General features: G+C 51.8%; 14 protein-coding genes. 12 read left to right on the top strand and 2 right to left on the bottom strand.

Annotated elements, in window-relative coordinates; all coding sequences use genetic code 11:
• Positions 1 to 269: 269 nt before the first annotated feature.
• A complete protein-coding gene (gene tssH / locus JNJ77_05070; GenBank protein ID MBL8821939.1) occupies positions 270 to 2924 on the bottom strand; it encodes a type VI secretion system ATPase TssH in 2655 nt (884 codons plus the stop codon).
• 200 nt (positions 2925 to 3124) lie between these two features.
• Here tssH and JNJ77_05065 point away from each other — a divergent pair, with 200 nt between their 5' ends.
• On the top strand, positions 3125 to 8584 hold the full coding sequence (locus tag JNJ77_05065) for a protein kinase (GenBank protein MBL8821938.1): 5460 nt from the start codon (positions 3125 to 3127) through the stop codon (positions 8582 to 8584).
• A 150-nt stretch (positions 8585 to 8734) separates the two neighbouring features.
• A complete protein-coding gene (locus tag JNJ77_05060) occupies positions 8735 to 11251 on the top strand; it encodes a TonB-dependent receptor (protein MBL8821937.1) in 2517 nt (838 codons plus the stop codon).
• Positions 11252 to 11389: 138 nt separating this feature from the next.
• Here JNJ77_05060 and JNJ77_05055 read toward each other — a convergent pair whose 3' ends face one another.
• Positions 11390 to 12358 (bottom strand): NAD(P)H-binding protein, encoded by a 969-nt coding sequence (locus JNJ77_05055; GenBank protein MBL8821936.1) that lies wholly within the window; start codon positions 12356 to 12358, stop codon positions 11390 to 11392.
• A 111-nt stretch (positions 12359 to 12469) separates the two neighbouring features.
• Between JNJ77_05055 and JNJ77_05050 the strand changes: the two genes are divergently transcribed.
• The 10 genes from JNJ77_05050 (at position 12470) to JNJ77_05005 (ending at position 22935) form a co-directional block, all read left to right on the top strand.
• The gene (locus tag JNJ77_05050; GenBank protein ID MBL8821935.1) at positions 12470 to 13087 is read left to right on the top strand and encodes a DUF1990 domain-containing protein; all 618 of its coding nucleotides are present in this window, start codon (positions 12470 to 12472) and stop codon (positions 13085 to 13087) included.
• Between the two features lie 10 nt (positions 13088 to 13097).
• A complete protein-coding gene (locus tag JNJ77_05045; GenBank protein ID MBL8821934.1) occupies positions 13098 to 13271 on the top strand; it encodes a hypothetical protein in 174 nt (57 codons plus the stop codon).
• An 83-nt stretch (positions 13272 to 13354) separates the two neighbouring features.
• The gene (locus tag JNJ77_05040; GenBank protein MBL8821933.1) at positions 13355 to 13939 is read left to right on the top strand and encodes a sigma-70 family RNA polymerase sigma factor; all 585 of its coding nucleotides are present in this window, start codon (positions 13355 to 13357) and stop codon (positions 13937 to 13939) included.
• 87 nt (positions 13940 to 14026) lie between these two features.
• Entirely contained in the window at positions 14027 to 16315 is a 2289-nt protein-coding gene (locus JNJ77_05035) for a serine/threonine protein kinase (protein ID MBL8821932.1), read from the top strand.
• A 119-nt stretch (positions 16316 to 16434) separates the two neighbouring features.
• Positions 16435 to 16719: a hypothetical protein gene (locus tag JNJ77_05030; GenBank protein ID MBL8821931.1), complete on the top strand. Its 285-nt coding sequence runs from the start codon at positions 16435 to 16437 to the stop codon at positions 16717 to 16719.
• A complete protein-coding gene (locus JNJ77_05025; GenBank protein ID MBL8821930.1) occupies positions 16712 to 17020 on the top strand; it encodes a hypothetical protein in 309 nt (102 codons plus the stop codon). Before JNJ77_05030 ends, JNJ77_05025 begins: the two co-directional genes overlap by 8 nt.
• A 405-nt stretch (positions 17021 to 17425) precedes the next feature.
• A complete protein-coding gene (locus JNJ77_05020) occupies positions 17426 to 17896 on the top strand; it encodes a type VI secretion system tube protein Hcp (protein ID MBL8821929.1) in 471 nt (156 codons plus the stop codon).
• Positions 17897 to 18265: 369 nt separating this feature from the next.
• Entirely contained in the window at positions 18266 to 20416 is a 2151-nt protein-coding gene (locus JNJ77_05015) for a S8 family serine peptidase (protein ID MBL8821928.1), read from the top strand.
• A gap of 331 nt (positions 20417 to 20747) precedes the next feature.
• Positions 20748 to 22193 (top strand): type VI secretion system baseplate subunit TssK, encoded by a 1446-nt coding sequence (gene tssK, locus JNJ77_05010; GenBank protein ID MBL8821927.1) that lies wholly within the window; start codon positions 20748 to 20750, stop codon positions 22191 to 22193.
• Positions 22194 to 22251: 58 nt separating this feature from the next.
• On the top strand, positions 22252 to 22935 hold the full coding sequence (locus JNJ77_05005) for a DotU family type IV/VI secretion system protein (GenBank protein MBL8821926.1): 684 nt from the start codon (positions 22252 to 22254) through the stop codon (positions 22933 to 22935).
• Positions 22936 to 22954: the final 19 nt, after the last annotated feature.

Here is a 22954-nt window from a genome sequence, read left to right as displayed (position 1 = left end):
GCAAACGCAAGCCACGCACCAAGGAAGCATGTGATCAACTCTGCGGCCAGTGCCTCGACTGGTTCTCGCCTAATGAATGCGCCAACTACCTCCGACATGCAGGATATGCGCCGCAAGAATGGAACTGAAAATGCTCTAATCCCATTGCTCCGCCAGCAATTCCCGCTGCATAGGTATTGTTCTGGTCCATACCTGACAACCTGTCTAGCGTTAGTTGTAAAGCCCAACGAACTGCTGTCCGTGCGCTTGTGATTTATTGTCAATGACGGTTACTCAAACTCAAACCCGAATTCGCCGTTCTCTTTGACGCTGAGCTTGATGGCCTTTGTCGTTTTGCCTTCGACCATGCGAGTCAGCAACTCCGTAGAAACGGTAGGCAGCAGCGAACCCGTGATGATGTGATCGACATTGCGGGCGCCACTATCCACATCGGTACACCGGCTGAGAATGGTATCGACTACCTGGGGATCGTATGTCAGCACCACTTTATGGTTCTGCTGCAGACGGTCTTTAATCTTGCCCAGTTGCAACTCGATAATCTTGCGGATGACACCTTCAGCCAGCGGATAGTAAGGCACAATCGTCATGCGGCCCAATAGAGCTGGCTTGAAAGATTTCAACAGTGCAGGACGCATGGCTTCGGTCATTTCTTCCAATGGAGGCAGTTTCTTGCCTCGCTCCGATATCTTCATGATAACATCGGTACCCACATTGGAAGTGAGCAACACCAGTGTGTTCTTGAAGTTGATATCCTCGCCATCATCATTCTGCAGGGTACCTTTATCAAACACCTGGTAGAAAATTTCCTGGACCGATTCATCGGCTTTTTCTATTTCATCGAGCAGCACCACGCAGTAAGGCCTGTTCTTGACTGCATTGGTGAGCACGCCACCTTCGCCGTAGCCTACATATCCCTTGGCAGTACCAGTCAGTCGGGAAACCTTGGATGATTCCTTGTATTCCGACATGTTGATGACGACCATGCTCTGGTCGCCGCCATAGAGAATATCTGCGAGGGCCATGGCAGTTTCGGTTTTACCAACCCCGGAGGGGCCAACCAAGAGGAATACGCCGAATGGCCGACGGGGATCGACCAAGTCAGCTCTCGCGGTGGCAATTCGTTGGGCAATCGCCTGCAAGCCATGATCCTGCCCTACCACACGTTCCGCCAGTTTGTGTTTGAGGTTCAGTACGGTATCCAGCTCGTTGCGAACCATCTTGCCCAGCGGAATGCCTGTCAAGCTGGAAACGAGTTCCGCCACCGCAGCGCCATCAACTACAGGATAGACCAATGGCGTTTCGCCCTGCAGCTTGGCAAGTTGTTCCTGGTGCTGCTTGAGTTCCGCCAGCAAGGGAGCCGGGTCCGCATTGCTTTTTTCCGCAGAGAGTTTTTCCAACTGGCTGCGAATATCTGCGACCTTGGCAACGATCTGCCGTTCTTCTTCAAACTGCTTGTCGAGCTTGACCAGATTCTCCTCCACCACCTGTTTACGGTTGCAGAGTTCGGTCAGCCGTTCGTTGTGATCGGAACCGGTAACTGTTTCCCGTTCCAGGAATGTTATTTCTGCATCGAGATGATCTCGTTCACGTCGGGCATCATCAACGGTCGGAGGTGTGGTCGATTGCGATAATGCTACGCGAGCACAAACCTTGTCAAGCAGGCTGACCGCTTTGTCAGGCAACTGTCGATCTGGAATATACCGGGTGGTGAGTCGCACTGCATCGTTAAGCGCTTCTTCCAGAATGCGCACCTTGTGATGCTTTTCGAGCATGGGCATCAGGCCACGCAGCATGCGCACAGCTTTCACGGTATCAGGCTCTTCGACTTTCACTACCTGAAATCGGCGACTCAGTGCAGCATCGGTGGCAAAGTATTTCTTGTACTCCGCAAAGGTAGTCGCTGCGATGGTTCGAAGTTCGCCACGTGCCAGGGCAGGCTTGAGCAGATTGGCTGCATCGCCTGAACCTTCTTTCCCCCCTGCTCCGATGAGAGTATGTGCTTCATCAATAAAGAGAATGATGGGACGAGGCGACGACTTTACTTCCGAGATTACCGACTTCAGCCTGTTTTCAAATTCCCCTTTCACGCCAGCACCAGCTTGCAGCAATGCGAGATCGAGTACACGCAACGTGACATTCTTGAGTGGTTCGGGAACATCGCCGGTGGCAATGCGAAGTGCCAGCCCTTCCACCACAGCGGTTTTGCCGACACCCGCTTCACCAGTGAGGATGGGATTGTTCTGACGACGACCCATGAGGATATTGATCACCTGACGGATTTCATTGTCGCGCCCGACGACGGGATCAATTTCTCCCTTGGCAGCGCGTTCGGTCAGGTTGGTGGTGAACTGGTCAAGTGACTGAGTACCAGGTGTACCAGCTGCAGTTCCACTACCCGCCGAAGCACCCGGGCCCAGCAATGTCGGGCCTGACATGGCATTCTCATCGCTGGACGACTTCTCCAGCACATCTCGCACTTCTTTCTGCAACTGTTCCGCATTCAGCTTGGAAAGCTCCGCACTGCTGTACTGCACACGGCGCGAGAGATTGCGATCGTTCAGCAAGGCCGTCAGCAGGTAGCCACTGCGGACATTAGCCGAGTTGTAGCTGAGCGAGGCAAGTGTCCATGCTTCCTTGATGAGATCAAGTATTTCCAGAGACAGGTCTGGTGCCCGTCCGTTGCCGGTCTTGAACTGATCGAGCGAACTGTTGAGTTCCCGTTTGACACGCCCAGCATCGAGGCCATAATGCCTGAGCAGTTGTGTGATGTCGCAGTTATCCTGCTCCATGATCTTGACCAGCAGGTGTTCTATTTCCACATGATAATGGGTACGTGAAAGACATAGCCCAGCGGCGCCTTCCAGAGCACGGCGACAGAGGGGATTCAGCTTATCGAATAAAGAACGGGGGTTGATACTCGCCATGGATGCAGACCTTCAGTGAAACTTCAATTGAGAACAGCACTTCTCTTTTAGCGTATCAGCGGGTTAATGCAACAAGCAAAAGGCAAATAGCCCAGTTTCACATCTGAAAATATGGGTAGAAGATGTGAAATGCCTCACAAATCATTGCATCTATCCAAAGCCTCGGATAGGATGGAATTTCATAGCGGAGTTGATGTGTGATGATGAGGCAGTATAAACCAGGCGACGAAGTCGTGGCGGGAGTGAAGATCATTGCGCCCATTGGTGCGGGCGGCTTCGGCATGGTCTATAAAGTCAGTGTTTCTGGCGGTGTTGAAAAGGCCCTCAAAATTATCAACTTGCAGGGTACGCAGGGCATCAAGGAGTTTAATGCCCTCCGCCTTATCAAGAAAATCAGTCATCCCAATCTGGTGGAAATCGATTCCTACTGGTTGCGGGACATGCAGGGTAAGCTGATCAACTTCGATTCAGATGATTCCATCAATGCCGAGAAGCAGGCGCTGGAACTCATCATCCTCATGAGCCTGGGGCGCATGAGCCTGCTGGATTTACTCAACCAGTATCGTAAGCAGGGCAAGCCGGGAATTCCCTATCCCGAACTCATCGAGTTGATGACGGATACCGCCAAGGCCATCGACTTTCTCAATTCACCTCATGATCTGGGTTTGAAAGAACCCGTTTGCGTACAGCACGGCGATATCAAGCCGGGCAATATTCTTATCAAAGGAAACAGCGTTCAGGTCTGCGATTATGGTTTGGCCAAGGCTATTACTAAAGGTCCTCGAACTTCTGTTGCTCTCTTCAGTCCAGCATATTGTTCCCCTGAAGCCAACAATAACAAACCCAGCAACTGGAGCGATCAGTTCTCGCTCGCCATCAGTTACTATGAACTGCGGACGGGTAAACTGCCCTTCAACGAAGAAGACGCCATGAACGCCGGCATCGAAGCGGTGCTGGGCAAACTCGATTTCACCCTGCTGCCTCGCCTGGAACAGGAAGTATTGCAGAAGGCCACTGATCCGGTACCGCATCAGCGTTTTCCCAAGTGCATTGATTTTGTGAATGCTTTGCGTTCCACGCAAGGCAATATCCGCGATTCCGGTTACAAGCCTCGAACCCTGGAAGAAATACTTCAGCCAGACAGTGAGATCGTATCCGGGTACAAGCTTCTCCATCGCCTCAATTTCAGTGAGCGGGATGAATTCTGGAAGGCGGTCACACCCGCTTCCAAACAGTTTATCATCCATGTCATCCGCGAATTCAAAGGTTCACTGGGCAATCAACTGGTGCAGGCTCTGGAAACCCTTCGACAGATGGATGAGCACGATAATCTCATCAACCTGCGCAACTGCTGGACACTGCATACCAATGGCCGTGCCGTCCCGTACGTTGATCCCAGCAGCCTGGGCGACGACACCGTTGCCCTGGTTACTCTGCTCGATAATGTCGAATGCACGCTGGAAGATTATTACAACGAGTGTCTAAAGAAGAAGCATCCGGGTATTCCCGATCATGAACTGATGCAGTTCATGTCGCAAACCGCTCGCGGGGTCGATTATCTTACCCAGGTAGGCTATGCCGAGTTTCTTGATCTCAAGCCACAGACCATTCTGCTCACCAAGAACAAGTCGGTGAAGATCGGCATCACTGGGCTAGCCAAGCGACTGATGGCTGGTTCCACCACGCTGACAACCGATCGGCTGGTCAACGCCTTTGCTCCTCCCGAACTCTTTGATTTCGCCATAGGCAAGCACTGGAACTCCAATCAATATTCACTGGCTCTGACCTATTACTGGTTGCGCAGCCGGGGTCAACTTCCGTTTCCAGCCAACTCGTCGCCCAAACAAATACGCGAATATCACCTGCACGGACAACTGGACTTTAGTGCCGTCTCCGAGCGTGAACAGACCATTCTGTACAACGCCACCGTGCAGGACCCCAACCACCGTTTCGAATCGTGCGATGCCTTCGTGGAAGCGCTAAGCATTGCGGTGGGGTATTCGATACCTGCGGGAGTATCGGCCAGACATCCAGGATCTGATCACGGTATTGATCGCCAGACGCCACAACCTGAACCTGATGAACCTCAGCAATCCCTGCCTGAGAGGCCAACGCCCTCTACTGGTCCAGGCCGCACCACACCCCAAAATATGCCCCAGGCTGCTGGAACGCTCGAATGGGATAAACTTGATTTTGAACGGATTTACGGAGCTGGCCTGACTGGACCACGCTCAGGCGGACCCAAGGTGTTGCAGCCTGTTGTCCGACCAGCGACACCACAGGAACCGGCCCCCCCACCTTACACCCGCCCTGTCGACAGTCATGTAAGTAATGAACCACGCTCCTTTTTCGAAGAAGCGAGATTGCGTCGCAAGAAACGCCAACGCGTGGCGATAATCACCAGCCTGGTTGGGCTGTTGGTGGTGGCAGTGACCGTTGGGTTGGTGGCGTACAAATTCATCTCGCCATCAGGTCTCGTTGAAACCAAACCGGAACAGCATACACAACAATTGGCGCAAGCCAGGGAGAAAGTGGACAAGGCGCTGGAAAAGAATGAATTCATAGAGGCGCTCGATATCGTGAATGAGCAGACGGATAAAACCTGGAAAGACGACGAAACAAAAAGGATTCGCGATAAACTTCATTCCTGGCTCGACATTCAGATGACTGAGAAGAACAAAGGCACTATCAAGCTCGCAGAGGATGAACTCCAAACACTCACGCACAAATACAAGATCATAATAAGCCAGGATTGGATCGACAAATGGAACGGGAAAATCGGCGATCGTAAAACGAGTATCACCTCATTATGGAGCACGTCGTGGAGTAATATCGAAGGTGAATTGAATACTGTCACCGAGAAATCAGTTTCAGATTTAATCGACAAAGCTAAAGCAGCCAAGATTGATGCCCCGAATGAGAAAAAACAAGACGTCGATGCTCTGATTAAATCTCTGGAAACACTGAAAGCCTTGAATGAAAAGAACATTGAAGCTGATCGCGCCGGCTTGGAGGATTTTCTGGAAAAATTTCATGGTTCAACGAAACGTAGCGCGTTAAAAGAAAGTCCTTTTTTCAAGGAAATACGCAAAAAAATTCTCAACAAAATTCCAGCATTGGTGAATAACGCTGGTGATCCTGATGTTATGAAGGAGAACAAGAAAGTGCTTCTTCTAACGGAGCAGGTTGATCCCACACCATCTGGCTCCGTCTACGGAGGACTTCTTGAAATTGCATCTATATCAAACTCTAAATTAGATTCTTCTGTCAGCAATTGGATTAAAGAAACAAAAGACTCTCAAAGTATGTACGCCAGATATGCCTATGCTCGTTGGCATGTGAAAACCGATCCCATCGCGGCATTAACCGTATTGGATGAAGGTATCAAATCTAAATTAAACATGAAAAACGTAGCATTAGCTCAAAAGTGGCGACGGGATTGGATTGTCAAAGAACTGGACAACATAATCACAAACGGCATCGATCAAAAATACATTTCAAAACAAGGCAAGTTGCCCGAAGTACAGACAGCACTGAGAATCCTGAATGAGTGGCCCGATCTGCCGCCGGAAGATAAGTCCAGATACAAAGCACTGGCATTGTTACTAAACACAGAAAGCGAAGCTGGGAAAAAGGCACTGGCAGACTACCAGAAGGGAAAAGAATTCGAGAAGTTGGAGGATCAGAAACTTGCCGAAGCCATTATCGAGAAGTTGAACCTCGGTACCAGCAAGCTCCCTACTCCATTAGCGCGGCGCATAGCTCCAGCTCGTGAATTGCTCAATAAGTATCTGGATGAAGGCGATGTCAATGTCACCCCGGCACAATTGCTGGATGCCATTATCATCCCCCTGACTGATCCAAAGCAACTCGAAGAAATCAATAAACTGCCTGACAATGAGAAGAAACAGCTTGCGAGTGTGCTCTCCGACCTAGGTGAGGATATGATTTTTGAGAAGGAGAAATGGAACGAACTGATTGAAGCTAAAGGGCTATCGCCCGACACCACAAAGAACCTGCATCGCATCGCTACGCAGCAGTTTCCTTCTAACCATGAATTTAGACTTCGTTACATTTTGTCTCAATATGTGAAAAGCAATGATGCCCTTATCAAAGAGTGGGAGGCCTACGCTACCACTGCCAAGAAAGAATCGCCTGACTACTTTGGCAGTTATCTGCTGGGTGGCATCAGCTCATACATGCAAGCTATCCATTCAGAAAACGATGCAGACAAAGTTCCTACCAGAATTCAGGAACTAAAGCAGGCGGATGCTGATTACACGAAAGCACTGAAACTGCTCGATAAGAAAAAACGGTACTTTGAACACTATCAGTTGCTTATCACGCTGGATCGAAGCAGCATTGCATTGCAATTGGCCAATTTACACTATGCCCGAAATGATCAAGAGAAATATTTGAAGGACGCTCTGCAACTCGCAGAGGATTCCAAAAGTCTCGATAGGAAACTGGGTAAGAAAGACCCCGATACATGCGATAATCTTGGAGTCATCCTGGAAGATAGAGGAATGCTTCTTGGGCTAACCGGTGAATATGAGAAGGCCATTAAGGAATATAATGAAGCTGTGGATAACCCCGGGAAATTTTTGCGCAACAAACCCCTGCTTCATAGAGGCCGATGTTATTTACGCTGGGGAGAAGCCAGTGGAAATCCAGTTTACTATGACTTTGCAGAACAGAATTTGAAGAGTTTTCTAAGAGGCAGTGAACCCGTCAGGTATCAAATTGAGGCGAATTATTTTCTTGCCCTTCTTCACTTTGCTAAGGCAGAGAAAATAACATCCCACAGACCTGAGTGGTACAAAGAGAATAATGAAGGCATTCGCTACTTGAAGGTTGCTAAGGAGCTGGGAGATAGCAAAGGCGTTTCACTATGGAAGCGAAAAATCAATTTCAGAATAGTCGATAAGTCACTCGCTATTGCCAGAAGCATCATTCAATTAGATAAACCACCTAAATATTCAAAGTACTCGATTGATCCGAATTACAAGGAAATGATCAGAAACTTGGAGAATGTGAAAAACTCATTGCAGGAAAATGATCCGAATGATCCGTTTGGAAATTACATCGCAGGTCGAATTGTTGATATGCAGGATGAAAATGCAGATAATGGAGCTAAGCTTGCCAAGGCTTTCTTCGACAAGTCTATTCAGGAATTTAGCAAGCAAGACCATCCAGATCCTGTGTTGCTTTCTATGGCGCTTGATTCGCGAGCTGATAAATTGTTTGAAGATGAGTTATTCTCAGATGCATACGATGATGTCAATAAGGCTTACATCACTTCAGTGAAATTCAATCTCAAACCAACGCTCCAGTACCGTTACACCTTCCGCGCACGTCAGTTTTCCTTTTATGCATACACCAAAGGTAACAAGGGGGAGCGATATTGGGTTGCAGCTAGAGATCATGCATGTAACGCATTGAAGCACTATGCTCACCTTGTACTAGTCAGAGATGAGAACGATTATTTGACATTTTTCCAAAATCTTTTCCGCAATGTGCCTGCAAATTCTGCTGAGAAACACGTTAGTGAAACACTTGAACAATTGAGGATTATTGCCCAGAATGCTGATCAGAGTGTTAAGCCGAAATTGAACGGTTTCCATGACAAAATAAAGGCATCGGCAGCGCAATTGAAGTAGTCTGCTTACCTAAGTTGCCACAATTACGAGGTACTTCCTTCTTTTCTAAGTTTTCCAATTGAACTTTGAGTAACGACTTGTCCGATTATGACTACAAGTCTGTTCTTGTTCTTAATGCATGATTGCATTGATGTGCTGGGGGCAATCGCTATGCGTCGTCCTAAAGTTAAGCAACTTATAACATTTTCTGCTTGTAGTTCTTTGTTGCTAGCCGGTATCGTGACTGGAAGTGATACTAAAACTGCACACCTGAATGTAGTTCCTGCAGCAAGAAATTCTTCAGGCAACGTCAAGCCTGATATTATTCAAGTACAAGATCAACCTCCGTCACTAACAGACTCGCCTTCATCTGACAGCGGTGCTGGGGCATCAAGGCGGGGTGGGGTAGTTGAACCCGGACAATCAATCCCTGCACCCGGTAATACTGGTTCTGATACCAACTCCCGTGCCTCCGATACCAGCAATTCATCAGGTGCTGGTGCAACCTCAGTTAATGCTTCCGGTGGACAAGCGGCTTCCGCCGTCAACGCGGGCGATGTCGGCGAGTTCCTCAGCAAGTCTTCCAACTCCGTCGGCGTTGATATTCAGCAGCGTAATGGTGTCTCAGCTGATCCACGCGTGCGTGGGTACCGTGTCGGGCAGCTCGTTACCATGGGTGACGGTGCTTTCTACTTCCCGGTCCGCCAGGATCTGGATACTGCCATCTCCAAATTTGATCCGTCTTCGGTTCGTGATATTATCGTGTATCGTGGCCCCTACACCAGTCTCTATGGCCCAGGCTTTTCCTTCCTGGATATTGCAACGCTTGATTCGCCTCGTTTTGAGTGTGGCTTTGAAACGCATGGCCGCACCGGTGGACGCTACCAGACCAATGGCAAGCAGTGGGATGGCATTCAGTCGGTCAGCATGGGTGATCGGGATTGGGGTCTGAGGCTGACCTACAATTTCCTTCAAGGTAATGATTACCTGGCAGGCGAGGGCATACAGGTCGCCAACAGTTACCTGTCGCACAATGTGAACATGGCTTTGGGGTTTGATCTGTCTGACAAGAGCAGCATCGAGTTCAAAATTCTCCGCGTCCATCAGGAGAATCTCGAATTCCCTGGTCTCTATTTCGATATCAAGCAACTGGATACCGAAGCTTACAGCGTTCGCTATACGTTACGCGATCAACGCATGTTTGATCGCATGTACTTGGATGCCTGGTACAACACCACGGTGGCAGACGGCTTTACCGCACCTGCCGCCAAGCAGAGCTTTGTTCGGAGACTGCTGAATGTTTCTTTCAATGAAGATCCTGATCCACCATACTTCAACTCTTTCACCGATCAATCTACCTCGCACATGAGCAACAAGTCTCTGGGCTCGCGCGTGTCGTTCCTGTGGGGTGGCAGCAAGGGCGGCCCGACACTGATTGCCGGTGCTGACATCAGCATCCTGGGGCAGAACCTTGTTGAAAACATTAGGTTTACTCAGGTTAGTGGTGATAACATCAATACCGGCGTACCCGTTTCGCAATCAGACAACAACGTATTCACTCAGACCCAGACCATTCCGAATACCAGCCTGGTGAATCCCGGGTTGTTTACCGAACTGACTCTGCCCTTCGGCGAACAGTTGAAGGTACGGGCAGGCGGGCGATTCGACATTGTCAATACCACTAGCGGATCCCGATTGATTACGGGTAACATCAATATCTTTGGACCGCCCCAGACGCTTCCTGATCCCATTACCACATTAGACCCTATTGAATATTCTACCGACCCCACCAATAACAATCTGACACGTAACTTCCAGTTGTTCTCCGGCTTTCTGACAGGTGATTTCCGCATCGACGAATACAACACCCTTTCAGCTGGTTATGCCCATGCCATGCGAGCTCCCACCTTGACGGAACTCTATGCAGCAGGGCCTTTCCTGGGCGTGCTACAGCAGGGCACCAGCCGATTGATTGGCGACCCACACCTGGATCCTGAAACTCTGAACCAGTTTGATCTGGGTCTGCGCAGTGATTTTGGCTGGTTCAAGGGAAGCATCACTGGATTCTATGCTTTCGTGGATAATTACATCACCTATGATGAGAACAAAGGTGGTGATGGAATCAACCAGATCGTGGTAACCAATACCAATCTGGCAACACTCGCTGGTTTTGAAATGTATGGCCAGGTGGAAGCCAGCCGCTCGCTCACGCTCTTCAGTGGTGGCAGTTTCGTGCAGGGTACTGATCGTTCACATCGCGATAATCGTCGTCCGGAAGATATCGCCAGCTCGCGTCGAAATGATCCTGCTACAGCACAATATGCTGTTGCCACCGAAGCATTGCCTCAGATTCCGCCGCTGGAAGTGTTCTTCGGCATGCGATTACATGAAGCAGTGGATAATAACAAGGCACCGCGCTGGGCTGTCGAGCTTGGTGCCCGCAAAGTCTACTCGCAGTACAACGTGGCATATAGTTTGAATGAAAAACCGACTTCCGGATTCACTACCTACGACATCCGCACCTATTGGCAGGTCAGCGATGCGGTGCTGCTGACCGCGGGTGTGGAAAACATCGGCAACATACTCTATCGTGAACACCTCGACCCGATTTCCGGCAACCTCATTGGCGTCGGGCCATTCTACCGCCCCGGTTCCAATTTCTACTTTGGCACCCAGGTGACGTACTAACCAGATAGATACAGGCAAAACGCACGGGCATCCGTCCGTGCTTTTTTGCGTTCTCCCTGCTCCCAGGGAGAGGGGAGGAGAATTCCACTCACGATACCGAAGAGATTATCTCGGTACTTAACTGAAAGTGTTGCAGGATTACCGAGTAGGTCCCGAGGATAAACTGGAATCTGAGCCTGAATTTGCGATGGCCTCCTGCAATGCCTGCCTTACACTTCGTGGCCTGATGGGAAACAATCCAAGAGCACGTTGATCGTGCAACACCGTCGGGTTCTTCAATCCTTCGATCAAGTGTCGGCCTACTTCATAGGTAGCCGGCGTAACGAGTGCCAGCCAGAGGCCTGACAGATAGGGAGTGAGCACGGGGACAAAGATGAGCCAGCGTTTTAGCCCGCGCAGACGGGCATATTCACGAATCAGATCAGCGTAGGTGACGACATCCGGGCTGCCGATCTCGAAGATGCGGCTTTCGCCTCGCGGCAACTCTCTTGCCGCCAGCAGGTAAGCCAGCACATCGTCGATAGCAATCGGTTGCGTTGGCGTGGCCAGCCAGCGCGGGCAGATCATCACGGGCAGACGATCCGTCAGCGTTTTCATCAGTTGAAAAGACAGGCTGCCTGCACCAATCACCATGCCGGCACGGAACTCGATGGTTTCAATGCCTGATTCCCGCAGGATCTGGCCTACTTCATGTCGACTGCGCAGATGTGGGGATAGCCCCGGATCGGTATCATCCCCCAGGCCCCCCAGGTAGATGATACGTTGCACTCCCGCCTGCCTGGCTGCTTCGGCGAAGTTGATGGCAGCCTGGCGATCCTGCTTCTCGAAATCGTTCGATCCCGACATCAGGTGCACGAGATAATATGCCGTGTGAACCCCCTGCATGGCTGCCTGCAGCGAAGGCATGTCGAGTACATCTCCTTTCACCACCTGGGTAGTGTGCTTCACGGAAGATCGCAGCTTCTCAGGCTGGCGCACCAGGCAACGGAGTGACACCGGTTGCTTTTCGAGTTCCGCCATGAGCCTGCCACCGATATAACCCGTGGCCCCTGTCAACAAGACCAGAGGCTTTTCGCTGTTACCTGATTCGGGATGTGGTGCCATCATGGTTGTCGTACCTGCTCGTGAATATACTCTGCGGATATCATCCCGGATTCAACAGGTATTTTTCTGATTCTCGAATCGGTCAACCTGTCTGACATCGAACAACTTACTGCAATGGTGAAACTTTCTTGGCGTAAACCGTCGGCGATCATGCTGCGCCGGTTCCTAGAGGAACAGGCGTCTGAAGATTTCAACTATCAACCGGCCCGGGCCACCGCGGGTGAATTACCAGCGGGATATGTGGTAGATCGCACGCGCATCCTTCTAGGTTCAGGCGAATTGGTTTATGAGTCTGCCTGTCAGGCGTTGCAGCGCTGGCAACAATTTCAACTCGGTTGGGTAGTAGCCTGGCCTGCTGATACGCCCCTGCAATGTAACGCTTCCGTGGCGGTCCTGGGTTGGGCAGTAGGTTTCTGGTGGCTCAATGCCTGCCGGATTGTTTACGTTGTCAATGAATCTGGTTTGATGCATCGATTTGGTTTCGCTTACGGCACCCTGCCCTGTCATGTCGGCAGCGGAGAAGAACGGTTCCTTCTCGAATGGAACCGGGAGACCGACCAGGTGCATTACGACATCCTGGCCTTTTCGCGTCCCAACCACTGGCTGATTCGTCTGGGTTACCCGCTGGTTCGCCGCAACCAGAAACGTTTCGGGAGAGACTCTGCAGCGTCTATGTTCAGAGCCGTTCATCCAACATCAGCTCTGCCAGCCATCATTCAAAGCACAGGATAAAGGAGCCAGCATGGATACGTTTGAAAACGCCAGCCCACCTCAGGAACAACCTGACATGGTGCTGGCTACCTGCTGGGAATGCGGCCAGATGCGACTCTGCCATGAACATATCGTCTGCTGCACCGGCACCCATTTCCATACCTGCCCGGAGTGCCGACAGCGTATCGAGCGCAAGGCATCATGATGCCCGGGATTCCGCAGCACTTCCCAGGGAACAAAATCCAGCTTGCGGCTTGAGTTCCGGTTGAAGGATGTTACCTTCGTAACATGACCGCTGTTACGGAAATACTCAATGCTATTGAGCAGGGGAACCCTGCCGCTGCAGAACAACTGCTGCCGCTGGTGTATGATGAACTGCGCAAACTGGCATCCGCCCGGCTGGCCCAGGAAAAGCCCGGGCAGACCCTGCAGGCAACGGCCCTGGTGCATGAAGCCTACCTGCGTCTTCTTGGCCCTTCACCCGAGGATAAACACTGGGAGAACCGTGGTCATTTCTTTGCTGCCGCAGCCGAGGCCATTCGACGCATCCTTATCGAAAATGTTCGACGCAAGCGCCGCATCAAGCATGGGGGCGACCGCAAGCAAATCGACATCAAGGATGTAGCCCAGATCACCGAAGAGCCCGCCGACGACCTGATCGATCTGGATGAAGCTCTCAGGAAATTGGAGGATATTGATGCAGACGCGGCACAGGTCATTAAACTGCGCTATTTCGCCGGTTTGACCATGCAACAGACAGCGGATGCTCTGGGATTTTCCCTGCGAACGACTGAACGCAACGATGCTTACGCCCGAACCTGGTTGCATCGGGAATTGATCCAACTTGATTCGGAAGACGCTGAAGCGACCTGATCCTGACTGAGTTTCATATTTTTTGGCGGGTTCCATCTCTCGGCGTCGCATTGTCTATTAGCCCGATTGGGTGGACAAGGTGAGGTCATGAACGCATCTCCCAAAGCCAAAGACATCTTCCTGGCAGCTTTGGACGTGAAATCGCCAGCTGAGAAACAGGCGTACCTGGATTCAGCCTGTGCTGACGATCAGGCCCTTCGTCTTGAAGTGGAAGAAATGCTCGTTCATCATGAGAAGTTGGGATCTTTTCTCCAATCACCGATCGTTGACCTCAGCCCCACGATCGATCAAGCCCCCACTGAAGATCCCGGCACCGTTATCGGCCCTTACAAGCTGCTGCAGGAAATCGGCCACGGTGGTATGGGTGTTGTCTTCATGGCGGAGCAGTCGCAGCCGGTGAAGCGGCGAGTGGCGCTGAAGATCATCAAGCCTGGCATGGATAGTCGGCAGGTCATCGCCCGCTTTGAAGCGGAACGGCAAGCACTGTCTTTGATGGATCACCCCAATATCGCCAAGGTGCTCGACGCGGGTACCACCAGTACTGGTCGGCCTTACTTCGTGATGGAACTGGTGAAAGGCCAGCCTATCACCAAGTACTGCGACGAACATCACATGACACCTAGGCAACGACTCGAGTTACTGCTTCCCGTTTGCCAGGCCATTCAGCATGCCCATCAAAAGGGCATTATCCATCGTGACATCAAGCCGTCGAACATTCTGGTGGCTGAGTATGACAGCAAGCCAGTCCCAAAGGTCATCGACTTCGGCGTGGCCAAGGCGATTCATCAACCACTGACCGACAAGACCATGTTCACCGGCTTCGGCAACATCGTCGGCACACTGGAATACATGAGCCCGGAACAGGCCCAGGTCAACCAGCTCGATATCGACACCCGCAGCGATATTTATTCGCTCGGTGTACTGATGTACGAACTGCTCACAAGTACTACACCCATCGATAGAAAGCGCCTCAAAAAAGTAGCGTGGGATGAAATGCTACGAATCGTTCGCGAAGAAGATCCACCCAAACCGAGCACCCGATTATCGTCTACTGAAGAGTTGCCTTCCATCGCTGCTAACCGAGGCATAGAGCCCAGAAAGCTCAGCAGCCAGGTTCATGGCGAACTCGACTGGATTGTGATGAAGGCTCTGGAGAAGGATCGCAACCGCCGCTACGAGACGGCCAACAGTTTTGCGATGGATTTGCAGCGGTATCTGGCCAACGAGCCGGTGCTGGCGTGTCCGCCATCACTCAGTTACCAAATGCGGAAATTCGTGGGGCGAAACAAGGGGCCGGTGTTCGCCTCGAGTTTGGTGCTGATGGCCTTGCTTGCGGGCGTGATCGGCACGACGTGGGGCCTGATTCGGACGGAAGAGCAACGCTTCGTGGTCGAACGACAACGCAATGATCTCGAAGCGCGCAACAAGGCACTACAGGCGGCTCACGAACGCGAACGCATCCTCAACGAGCGCGCCCGGCAGGCCATCGAAACGGTCTCATCTGAGACCGCCATCGATCAACTCACGCGTGAAAGAGAGCTACGCACGGAGCAAAAGGACTTCCTGGACAAAATACTCCAGTATTACACCGAGTTTGCCAGGGAAGCGGCCCCCACCGAGCAGGAACGGACGCGGCAGGCGCTGGCTTATTTTCGGATGGGTCGCTTGAACCAGGTTCTGGGCCGCGATCAGGACAGTGAAACCGCTTATCGCCGCGCAGCGGGACTTTTCAAGCAACTCGCTGACGAATTTCCCAACAATCCTGAGCACCGGAAGCTCTTGGCCGGAAGCTACGGCAATCTTGGCGTCGTGCTCAGCAAGAATAATCAGCCAGAAGCGGAGTCGGCTTACGTCAAGGCGATGGAAATCTATAAACAGCTTGCCGACGGCTTCCCCAAGCGGCCCGAGTTTCGGCAGGCCCTGTCGGGAATCCAAAGCAACCTGGGCAACTTGCTGCATGGCACCGGTCGGCCCAAGGAAGCGGAGGCGGCCCACCTCGAAGCCCTGGCGATCCGAAAGCAACTCGTCAGCGAGTTTCCTAAAGAGCGCATCCTCCATAGGGCTTTAGCTATGAGCCACAATAACCTGGGTTGGGTCCTCCAAAGCAGCGGACGACTCAAGGAAGCGGAGTTGGCTTATACCGAGGCCATAGCTAATTACAAGCAGATCATTCCCCACTTTCCCTTCCGGCCCGAGTTCCGCAAGGATCTGGGCCAGAGCTACCACAACCTCGCCAACGTACTCCGCGCCACCGAACGACCGAAGGAGGCAGCGGCAGCGCACGCCGAAGCCTTGGCCATCTTCAGGGAACTCGTCGCCGAATTTCCCAACAGGCCCGAGTTTAGTCAGGAGTTGGCCGATGCAGAAAGAAAATGACTTCGAACCGCTACGGAAGCGACCTGTCGCTTTCGCGGAATACGAATGAATAGTGAAGGCGAATCGAACCAGTGGAGTTTTGATGCCTTCGATCTCCCCAAGACCAGGAGTAAATCGAAATGTCTGGACCCAATGAAAGCAAAATGGCGAACCGAAAACGGTTCCTCCCCTGGATGGCCGGGTTCGCCGCGTTCTGGGGATTGTTTGCCTTCTTCGGCGTGGTCAGCAATCCTCGCTTCGAGTCGATTCACACGCTTGACGTGATTCGGTTGATGACCGCCGGAGCGGGCTTCGCCGTCACCCTCATGACACTGATTCTGTTCTTCAACCTTGTCCCTCGTTTCGATGGCAGAAGGGTGGGAGAAGAACGGGGTAACGTGTCAAAAGGAGATTCCAATGGCTGACAAGCAGACGCGATTTGCTTTTCACAAAGCAATTGAGTTTGTCGGAATCGAACTGCGCCGGTTGCGGGGACTCAAGGACAAGGAATTTACATCGAATAGCTATCAGGTAGACAGTTTGATTTACGACCTCAATTCGATCGTACAGGACCTGTGGAAATGTGTGGCGATACTTGCGCAGTCCGACCCGGATCTAGCCAAAGAGATTCCCGGCTGGATAGAACGCGAATTGAATATCGGAGTGCTCGCTGGCTTCACTTTCGCAAAGCGGAGCATTGGAACGTATGGGCACCCAAACCTTTAATAGCCTGCAAGTGGCGCAGAATTCGGGAAAAGAGATTGCGTCGGCGGTGCTGGAGAAGGTCGGCTGGCAGTTCCGGCAGGTCATGGAAGTTCTACCGGACAAGTTTATTCCGGTGGGGACTTTCGCTGTTCGGCTTGAATATTCCTGGATTCGTACGTGCTACCGGAGTTTGCCACCAAGTTACGGCGAGACAGAGCTTGTGATGCAGATCGTGACAGAATGCGGCCGGTTGGGTCCTTACCGTCAAGTAAGTTCCTCACCCAGCTGGCACCGCTTCGGCGTACGGTCTGCGCGCCGGCAGCGATGTTCCAACCACTGTACCGCAGACCAATTTGGAAAGTGAATACCGACCATGTCAACGCCGAATCTGTCAATCTGAAGCCAGTCCTATGAGGAACTAACGTCATGCATGCCTACTTACTAGTGTTGAGCGTGCCCGGGAATAGCACTGACCCAGCCCACCCCGGATGGATCGAACTCACCCAAATCAAGGTGGAAACGGCCTTAATGAGCAGGCGGCCTCCCTTGGTTAGAGTCGGCGGGCCAAATTGGAGCCCTCATGGACCCAAGCCACTTCACGTGAACGCTTTGATGGAAGCTGGCCCGCACACCTTCAATCTGCTTTTAGCGCGGGCTTCGGGGAAAAAGTTTGCGTCCGTGGTGCTTGAAGTTATGAAACACGTCAGAGGCAAAAGCGTGGTGAAGCACCGAATTCGCATGAGGGATGTGCAGGTGATTTCATACCAGATCCAAGACGATCCCGGTTTGGTGAAGCCCCTAGTGCACGTCTTTCTGGCGCCAGAAGAGTATCGATTCGAGGTCGGTTCCGCCTTGCAGATGGCGGTCGAACACGAGCGACCCCATGCGGCCCGGTGACAACTGTGGCCACATTGGCTGAACCACAGTACGCCACGGGGTTTTCCATCCGTCCGCGGCGGGTGCCATGCACCCTGTCTTGCTCTGGCGCCCGGCAATGCTTGGCGAACCACCCGGCGAGGGGTAGGCGACGGGGTCTACAACCAGGAGATGTTCGACTTCAATGTGATGCCCGCGATCCTCGGGAACCACGCCTCAACGAGCGATGACGAAGTGTCTCAGTCTCTGAGAGCATGAAGAACCGGCCGGCGGGGTCCTCACTGCCAAGCAAGCTCCCCCCGGCCCGGTACTGCCCCGGCGCATGGTCTGCGCGCTGAGGAGTATTCCTTTCAATGTACTGCAGACCAACTTCGAATGGGAGAAAGAACCATGTCACTCCACAATTGGCTGCGAAACTTCCGATCCCCAATGGCACCGCACCGGGGCCGGCGCGATCATGTCAGGCGGGGCTCGCGGATGGTAGTAAAACTTCGGCCGGGCGTCGAATGCCTGGAAGATCGTAGTCTGCCCAGCATCAGCCCGGTGATGATCCTTCCTGAAGGGCCGCTTCAGCCAGGCGCTTCAAGAACCGAGATGTTTGTACATGAAGAAAAGTCGTACGAATATGATACGTCACGTATCCTGGTTCGGTTTCGCCCCGATGTTTCAGTGCTAACAGGCATGAATTTCTTCGATGGAGCTACCATTGGTCGCGAGTTGCCAATGGTATCTGGACTGCATGAAGTACGCCTTGCTCCAGGAGTAGAGGTTGAGGATGCGCTGGCAACATTCAGGAACAACCCCCTGGTTCAATATGCTCAGCCGAATTTCAGGATTCAGGCACAGGTAACTCCAAACGATCCGAGTTTCAGCAGCTTGTGGGGTATGAATAATACTGGTCAGACAGGTGGCACACCTGGAGCGGATATTGATGCGCCGGAAGTATGGAACCATTGGACGGGCAATGGCAGCACCATCGTTGCTGTCATCGATACTGGCGTTGATTACACGCATCCCGACCTGGTTGATAATATGTGGACGAACACCGGTGAAATACCCGATGATGGGCTGGACAACGATAGCAACGGCATCATTGACGACTATTATGGTGCAAACTTTGTCTACCGCGACGAGTTCTACAATCCGACCGGTGATCCGCTCGATGATCATTTCCACGGTACCCATGTTGCCGGCACGATTGGAGCTGTCGGTAATAACGGTATAGGTGTGGCTGGAGTGAGTTGGAATGTCAAAATTATGGCTGTCAAGTTTCTCGACTACTGGGGATATGGTTATACATCGGATGCCATCGACGCCTTGAACTATGCAGTCAGCATGGGGGCGATGATCTCCAATAACAGTTGGGGAGGCGGACCATACGATCAGGGTTTGTATGATGCGATTCAAAGCGCCGGTCTCCAAGGGCACCTCTTCATTGCTGCAGCCGGTAACTACGGCGAGGATGCTGACGAATCGCCCATGTACCCCGCTGCATACGATCTGGACAACATCATTTCTGTTGCTGCTACCGATCACAACGACCAGCTTGCCTACTTCTCCAACTATGGTGCCAACAGCGTGGATTTAGGCGCCCCGGGAGTGAATATCTACAGCACCTTCCCGACTTATTTGACAGATGCCATGTGGGATTACGGATTGGAAACCGAATATGGTGCAATCAGCGGTACATCCATGGCCACGCCGCATGTTGCGGGAGTCGCATCACTGCTGCGTGACCTTCATCCGGACTGGTCTCCACTACAGATTAAGGATCAGTTGCTGTTGACGACAGACTCATTATTCAGTCTGAATGGCAATACTGTCTCAGGTGGGCGCCTTAATGCCAATTCTGCAGTTACCGGAACAGTTTCTTCTCGCCTTCGCATAGCGGATTCGTCTGTACTCGAAGGAAATACCGGGACAAATGAGTTAGTATTCGAAGTAACACTGACAACACCCAGTAACGATGTCATTACGGTCAACTACTCAACCAGCAATGGCACAGCCTTGGCAGGCAGCGATTATCAAACTCAAAGCGGTACACTTACCTTTGCTCCAGGCGAGATGAGTAAGTTCATCACTGTTCATGTAAATGGTGATCGTATTGCTGAACAAAACGAAACACTGTTGGTTACTCTGAGTCAGGCTACCAACGCAGGTATTGCAGACGGTCTGGGCGTTGGGACCATAGTGGATAATGAACCACGGATCAGCATTTCCGATGTATCGCTGAATGAAGGTGGAAATAAACAAACAACGGTCTTTACGTTCGTCGTGACCCTTTCGGCTGCGTACGACCAGCCAGTAACTGTATCATTCCGCACAGCGAACGGCACTGCTTCCCAGGGTAGTGATTATACCGCCCGATCTGGTTCATTGACGTTTGCACCAAACGAAACCAGCAAATCCATAACGATCTCGGTAAAGGGGGACAACAAACGAGAAGCCGATGAGTTGTTCTATCTGGACTTGTTCGGCAACAGCAGCAATTCGGTGATTGTCAGAAACCGTGGCATTGGCACGATCCTGAACGACGATTAAGTTTCTCCATTGAAAATCCTTGAGGCCATGCTTTATAACCATGGCCTCACATACTCTGCATCATCTTTGCAAATGACCGGTAGCGCCAACCACGTCTCACCAGGCGGAGTTTCTTACTGACTTGCCTGAGTATTTGATCAATACAATTTAACTTACGGGGTGTGATTCTGTTCCTTTCCTTCTTGAAACCCTCGAAAACTCTCACCAATCCCTACCATCCGATAGCCAGAAACCGAAGTCCTCGGCCATTTCTGCTTGTTTCTGTTACCAAAAGAAAATACATCTGTTAAGATAGGGACGCTTTTCGACAGTTCTCCAACAGGTAACGTTCATGAGTTCTCATGCGGTACTCTGGCATCAGGGTATGTTTCTGCGGCCTCATCATTTTCAGGCCTCGGACAGGTACTGGCATGAGCAGATGCATTTGTCCTCCCAGTGGGATGTCAATTACAACTGGGGGGTGCAGAGTATCGAGATCAATCTCGATGCCCTGCAGAACTACCGGTTTGAAGTACGTCGGCTGCAAGCCCGGTTGAGGGATGGCACGCTGGTGCGAGTGCCGCAGGATGGCATTATCTCCTCGATCGATTTTCGCGATGCTCTGGCCCGGCAGAACCCGCTGGAAATGGTGCTGGCCGTACCCGCACTGCAGCCAACCCGCAGCAACCTGGGTGGTCCCGAAGATATCACCATTCGCTACCGTGCGGAAATACCCCGTGAAGGTATCGTCGATGAAAACAGCGGGCAAAACGCCTGGCAGATACAATTCAAGCAACTCAACGTCCGACTGCTGACCAGCCTGGATGATTTTGCTGGTTATGAAGTGATTCCGCTGGCACGGGTGGAACGGTCCGCCAAGGCGGAAGCGGTGCCACAGTTGCATGAGCCGTTTATTCCGCCGCTGCTCAGTTGTCATGGTTGGGAACCGTTGCAGGTCGGCATTCTGCAGCAGATTTATCACCGGGCGAGTAAACTCGTCAAGCAGCGTGCCCAGCAGGTACGCTCTCGTCGAATTACCTTTGACAGTCAATCACCTGGTGACCGCAAAATCTTTGAAGGGCTGCGTCTGCTCAATGAAGTTTCATCTCACTTGCGGATCATGGCCCATGCCCAGGGCGTGCATCCGCTGACAGCGTACATGGAACTGTGCAGGCTGGTGGGCAAGTTGGCCATCCTCGGACCAAATATGGAGCCGCCTGATGATCTACCTATGTATGAACACGACAATCTGGGTCACTGTTTCTATACCGTAGCCAACTACATCAATGAATTGCTGGGCCGTGGCGATCAAGAAGGCTACGAGGATGCACAGTTCATCGGTTCGGGTCTGCGTATGAAGGTGAATATGGAGCCACGCTGGCTTGCTCAGGGCTACCAGATGTTCGTCGGTGTGGAATGTCCGTTGTCAACGGACCAGGTAGTCAGGCTGCTGGAACGTATCTTGAATATGAAGATCGGTTCGCTGGATAATGTCGATGACATTTTCCAACGGGGACTTCGTGGTCTGGCGTTTACGCATATTCGAAATCAGCCACGAGTTTTGCCTGATTCGCACACATTGTCGTATTTCCAGATTAACCGTACCCTTTCGCCTGATGAATGGGCCGCCGTGCAGCGCACACTGAGCATTGCCATCCGCCTGAATGAAAAACTGATTGCTGGCAGCATCGATGGGCAATCGGAAATCTCCATCCGTGCCGATGGTGTCATTACCAAGATGCAGTTCACTCTGTATGTGGTGCCGCCGGAAACACACGCAGCAGTTAGGAATGAGTGATGCCGGAAACCTCTTGCTGGAAGCAGGGTGTTGACGGTTCAAGAACGATAGGAAAGTTATGCAGGATAAATACGCACGAGTGGTCCATGAAGTGATGGGGCATGCGCTCGATTTAAAGTCACGCCTGCAGAAAGGGGAAAACCCTTCCATGCAGGTGGAACAGCAGCGGTTCATCCAGATGCTCACCGGGCACGGCGAATTGAATCAGGATCCGCAATACATAGGCGATGGCATCAACAACCGCATCACCAATACTTCGAACAAGGCGATGGAGCCATTCCTGGGAATACGCTATGCACTAGCCTGCTGGCTCGACGAAATTTTCATCGCCTCGGATTCAACCTGGACTTCGGCGTGGACCGAATCGACGTTGGAAATGATTCTTTATGGAGGAGCACATCAGCGGGCCTGGCGATTCTGGAACAATATGATCAAGGCTCAAGCACGATCAGGCTCCGATGCCCTGGAGGTTCATCTCTGGTGTGTGCTGCTGGGATTCCGTGGAGAGCCTGGCGAAGCTGGAATAACCGATGTACATCGATTCATCAATACGGTGAGAACGGGAGTACTTACCGGCATGCCAAGGGAATTTCCACTGCCGACAGAAAGAGAACCGCACAGTAACGTTCCAGCCCTGCGCAACCGTGAACGGTATGGCATGATGCTCCGCATCTTGTTCACGATTATCCTTATTTGCCTTGGCACAGCAGTTTTTCTTTTCCTCCAGCGCTGGTCCAATTGACACTTCGAGGCGTTCATGC

The sequence above is a fragment of the Planctomycetia bacterium genome (assembly GCA_016795155.1).
In the GTDB taxonomy this organism is placed as follows: Bacteria; Planctomycetota; Planctomycetia; order Gemmatales; family HRBIN36; genus JAEUIE01.
Note: the sequence above shows the minus strand (reverse complement) of the source record. Positions and strands in the feature narration are given on the sequence as shown.